The organism is Kribbella sp. NPDC048928 (assembly GCF_043197975.1).
Lineage (GTDB): Bacteria > Actinomycetota > Actinomycetes > Propionibacteriales > Kribbellaceae > Kribbella.
On record NZ_JBICUC010000001.1, the window covers coordinates 976379 to 981083 of the forward strand.

Below are 4705 nucleotides of genomic sequence, written 5' to 3' on the forward strand. Positions count from 1 at the left end.
CCCAAGGGGGGGCCCCTTACCAAAGACGGCGGCGTTCGGGCGGCGACCACCCCCCGTAGTCGGGGCCCCCCCCCCCCCCCGCCGATCTGGACCCCCGCAATAAGGCTCGTACCGAGGAACGCATAGTCGATCCGCGTCCCGCTCGTCCCGAACAAGTCCCACCCACGCCCGAACGGATCCGTCGCGAGCAGCCACCCGTCCTGCCCCTGGAACATCGCGAACGAGAAGTAGTGCGCCACGGCGTACCCGATCGCGATCGGCACCAACGAATGCACGAACGCGCCCGGCGGGACCAGCGCCGTACCAGACGTCCGAGCAGCCAGCAGGTACAGGCCGGTGACGATCGCCACCGCGACAATCAGACCCATTGTGTAGACCAGGAGGTGCTGCGGCCGGCCGAGTTCACCGGTCAGCCGGGACCAGGCCGACCAGCGCGAGATCCCGTCGAAGGCCGTTGACCCGAGCAACAAACACAGCAGCCCGACGAGCCCCGGCCGCTGCGGCATCGTGGCGAGTCCGGCCAACGGGTTCCGCAGTACGAGCGAGCCGCGGGCGCCACGTCCGACAGGGCTCAGTCGGCCGAGCACTTCGGCGTACACCTCGAAGCTGTCCCCGATCGCGAACCAGCGCGGGCCGAAGATGATGCCGGCGGCAACATTCACGACCGCGTACACGGTGACGGCGAGCGCGATGGTCCGCGGTTCGGAGCCGTCCGGGTAGACGAGTTCGAGCCACAGGAACCCGGCCAGCCCGGCGACCGCGGGCCAGTACGCGATCCCTTCAGGCAGTTGCCGGTACGACGTACGCCGTACCAGACCGGCGATCGTCCGGAACGGGTTCGCGAGGCGCCAGATCGGGCCGCAGAGCAGGGAGAGCGGGATGATGCCGACCCAGCTCCAGACGTACAGCCAGGTCGGCGCCGGGTTGCTCGCCGGGTCAGCGCTGCCGAACCACGCCGTCCCGAGGAGCAGTGCGAACGCAGCCAGACCGGCGAGCTTGAAAACGGCGCGAGTCACCGGCCGGTCGACGATCCGGGTCAGGTGAACGAGCGACGCGCCCGCGATCCCAACGCCCGGCGCGCCCGTGCTTCCAACGAGCGGCGCGCCCGCGGTCCCCTCGAACCGCGGGCGCGTCCAGAACGCGGCCAGCGCGAAGAACGACACCGCGACCGCGGCACCTGCGGAGTAGATGGCCAGCCACAACGGCACCGGCAGGTCCCCTCGACCGCCGATCCCGTGCAGTGGCACCAGGAGCTCCAGCACCGCCGCGCCTCCGATCACGCCGGCCTATCCGACCGATCGAATGTAACACGCGTGATGTCACATAGCGAGGGTCTGATACTCCTGGGGATCGAACCGCCGAGTAAGCTGCCGGAACCGGAACGTGAACGACGGCCAGAGCGTGGTGTTGCGGCCCTCCGCGTCGAGGTACCAGCTGGTGCAGCCGCCGCGCGTCCAGATCGTGTTCCGCATCGAGGCGCGGACCCCGTCGACGAACGCGCGCTGCACGTCCGGCCGTACCTCGACCTGCTTGATGCCCTCGGCATCCATCGTCTTCAGCGCGTCCACGATGTACGCGATCTGGGACTCGATCATGAACACCATCGAGCTGTGCCCGAGGCCGGTGTTCGGGCCGATCAGCATGAAGAAGTTCGGGAAGCCGGCGATCGCCGTACCGAGATGCGCCTCCATGCCGTCGCTCCACGCCTGCCTGAGCGAGACGCCGTCGCGGCCGTGCACCATGTCCATCACCGGCAGGTCGGTGACCTTGAAGCCGGTGCCGTAGATGATGGTGTCGACCTCGTGCTTCACACCCTCGCTGGTGACGACGCCGGTCGGTGTGACCTCGGCGATCCCGTCGGTCACCACCTCGACGTTCGGCCGCGCCAGCGCCGGGTAGTAGTCGTCCGAGATCAGCACCCGCTTGCAGCCGAGTGTGAAGTCCGGCGTCAGCTTGGCCCGCAGGAGGGGGTCGCGGACCTGATTACGGAGGTGCTTCTCGGCGACCTTCTGCGCCTGCTTCATAATCGCGGGCAGCTTCGCGAATCCGAGCACCATCGACTCGCGACCCCAGTAGATCCCGGCCCGAACAGCCTTCTGCACCAGGGGGAACCGCCGGTAGACCGCCTTCTCGACCTGCGAGATCTTCCGGTCGGGACGCGGCATCACCCACGGCGGCGTCCGCTGGAACAGGTGCAACTCCTCGACCTCCGGCTGGATCGCCGGCACGAACTGGATCGCCGACGCACCAGTACCGATCACGGCGACCTTGCGACCGCTCAGGTCCAGGTCGTGGTTCCAGCGCGCGGAGTGGAAGACCTCACCCTCGAAGTGCTCGATCCCCGGAAGCTTCGGCGACGACGGCTCGGCGAGCGGGCCCATACCGGACAACAGGATGTCCGCGGTAAACGTCCCCTGCGTCGTCTCGACCTGCCACTTGCCGTCCATCCAGCGCGCCGCTTCGACCCCGTGCCCGAACCGGATGTGCTGCCTGATGCCGAACTTGTCGGTGACGTTGCGCAGGTACTCCTCGATCTCGGGCTGCGGCGAGAACGTCGACGACCACTCCGGATTCGGCGCGAACGAGAACGAATACAGATGCGACGGCACGTCACACCGGCAGCCCGGGTACGTGTTGTCCCGCCACGTCCCGCCGACATCGTCGGCCCGCTCCAGCACGACGAAGTCGTCGTACCCAGCCTGCTTCAGCCGAACAGCCATCCCGATCCCCGCAAACCCGGTCCCGACCACCACGATCCGGTGCTGCTCGTTCATCTGAGGCCTCCGCTCGGCTGTGGAACTTACTCGCAGTAAGTTACTCGGAGTCAGTTAAGCTGCGCAAGTGACGCCCACCACTCCACCCACAACCGAGCCCCCCGCCGGACCTGCTGCTGCGCCGAAACGCCGGCGGGACCGTGCCGCTCGGGAGCGCGAGATGCTCGAGGCGGCCGAGCGGATCTTCGGCGAACGCGGTTACCAGGGCACGTCGATGGACGACGTCGCCGCGGAAGTAGGCGTCTCGAAACCGCTGATCTACCAGTACTACGGCTCGAAGGACGGCCTGTTCCTCGCCTGCCTCGCACGCCTGCGCGGCCAACTCCTGGACACCGTCTCCGACGCGGTCCTGGCCGCCGCCGACGCCGAGGACGCGCTGTACGCCGGCTTCCTCGCCTGGTTCCGCTTCCTCGACGAACATCCCCAAGCCTGGTCGGTCCTCGTCGACGAAGGCATGCTGAGCGCCGGCCCCGCCGCCGAGGCCACCGACGAAGTACGCGCCGCCTTCATCGAACTCATCGCCACCATGGTCCGGATGAACCTCCCGAACGACCGCCCAACCGACGACGACGAGATCCAGATCGTCGCCCAAAGCATCTCCGGCGCCACCGAACGGCTAGCCATCTGGCGCTCCCGCACCCCAACTCCGCCCACGCCCGAAAAGGTCGCCCGCACCCTCCACGACCTCCTCTGGCAAGGCCTCCAAACCCTCAAAACAACCTGACCCAACTCAAGCCGCAGCAAGCCGCAGCGGTTGGCGGCGGCTGTACCCCGGGTCCGCCGCACCTCGCCCTCCGCGCCGCATCCCCCTCCCCCAGGCCACACAAACTCTGGCAACCCCGTCGAGAACCGCGCCACGACTCCGACGTACCGGCAACTAACGACTCCAGACCGCCATCGCCGTCGGACCCCAGTGCGATGACTTGGACGCGATGGACGCGATGAAAGGGATGCACAGATGACGAAGGTCTTCGCCCAGGCATCGGTCTCGCTGGACGGCTACATCGCCGGCCCCGACGGAACCGGCTTCGACAAGCTGTTCGCTTGGTGCACGGCGGGAGACGTCGAAACGCCGTCCGCACAGCCGGATCGCCTCACCTACCGCACGAACGCCGCCACCGCCGCCTACCTCCTCGACCTCCTCGAAACCACCGGAGCGATAGTCGTCGGCCGCCGCCTCTTCGACACCACCAACGGCTGGAACGGCTCGCACCCACTCGGCAAACCCGTCTTCGTCGTCACCCACGAACCACCGGCCGGCTGGCAGAACACCGACACCCCGTACACCTTCGTCACCGACGGCCTGGAGTCCGCGATCACTCAAGCCCGCGCCGCCGCCGGCCCGCACAACGTAGGCGTCGGCCCCGGCACCACAGTCACCCAAGCCCTGACCGCCAACCTCCTGGACGAACTCCGCATCGACCTCGTCCCCACCACCCTCACCTCCGGCACCCGCTTCCTCGAAGGCCTAACCACCACCCCAACCTTCACCGACCCCCAAACCATCCCCGGCACCGGAGTAACCCACCTCATCTACCAACTCCCTTAACAACCCGCACCCCCACCCCGGCACACGGAAACCCAGCACGCAGGAACACACAACGCGGCACGCGGGCACGTGGCGTGGGCACGCGGAACGGGGCACGCGGGCACGGGGCGTGGGCACGCGGGCACGCGGGCACGCGGGCACGCGGGCACGCAGGCATGCGGGCACGTGGAACGCGGAACGTGGAACGCGGGTACGCGGGTACGCGGAACGCGGAACGGGGCCCGAGGCTCGGGGAACGCAGGCTCGGGGCACGCAGGCAAGGGGAACGCAGGGAACGCACGACAGCGCCACAACGAGGGAATGCCGGAACGCGAAACCGCGCAGCAATGGGGAACGCGGGACATGCGACAGCCGGAACGCGCGACACACGAGCCGGAACTCG

4 protein-coding genes are annotated in these 4705 nt (G+C 68.2%); 2 read left to right on the plus strand and 2 right to left on the minus strand.

Features of this window, described 5'->3' with window-relative positions:
* Both ACGFI6_RS04680 and ACGFI6_RS04685 read right to left on the minus strand, forming a co-directional pair.
* Positions 1 to 1280 (minus strand): hypothetical protein (locus ACGFI6_RS04680; RefSeq protein WP_393115258.1); only part of this gene is annotated, 1280 nt, incomplete at its 3' end.
* Positions 1281 to 1319: 39 nt separating this feature from the next.
* Positions 1320 to 2774, minus strand: coding sequence for a flavin-containing monooxygenase (locus ACGFI6_RS04685; RefSeq protein WP_393115259.1), 1455 nt, complete (start codon positions 2772 to 2774; stop codon positions 1320 to 1322).
* Positions 2775 to 2841: 67 nt separating this feature from the next.
* Between ACGFI6_RS04685 and ACGFI6_RS04690 the strand changes: the two genes are divergently transcribed.
* On the plus strand, positions 2842 to 3498 hold the full coding sequence (locus ACGFI6_RS04690; protein WP_393115260.1) for a TetR/AcrR family transcriptional regulator: 657 nt from the start codon (positions 2842 to 2844) through the stop codon (positions 3496 to 3498).
* A gap of 234 nt (positions 3499 to 3732) precedes the next feature.
* Entirely contained in the window at positions 3733 to 4323 is a 591-nt protein-coding gene (locus ACGFI6_RS04695) for a dihydrofolate reductase family protein (RefSeq protein ID WP_393115261.1), read from the plus strand.
* Positions 4324 to 4705: the final 382 nt, after the last annotated feature.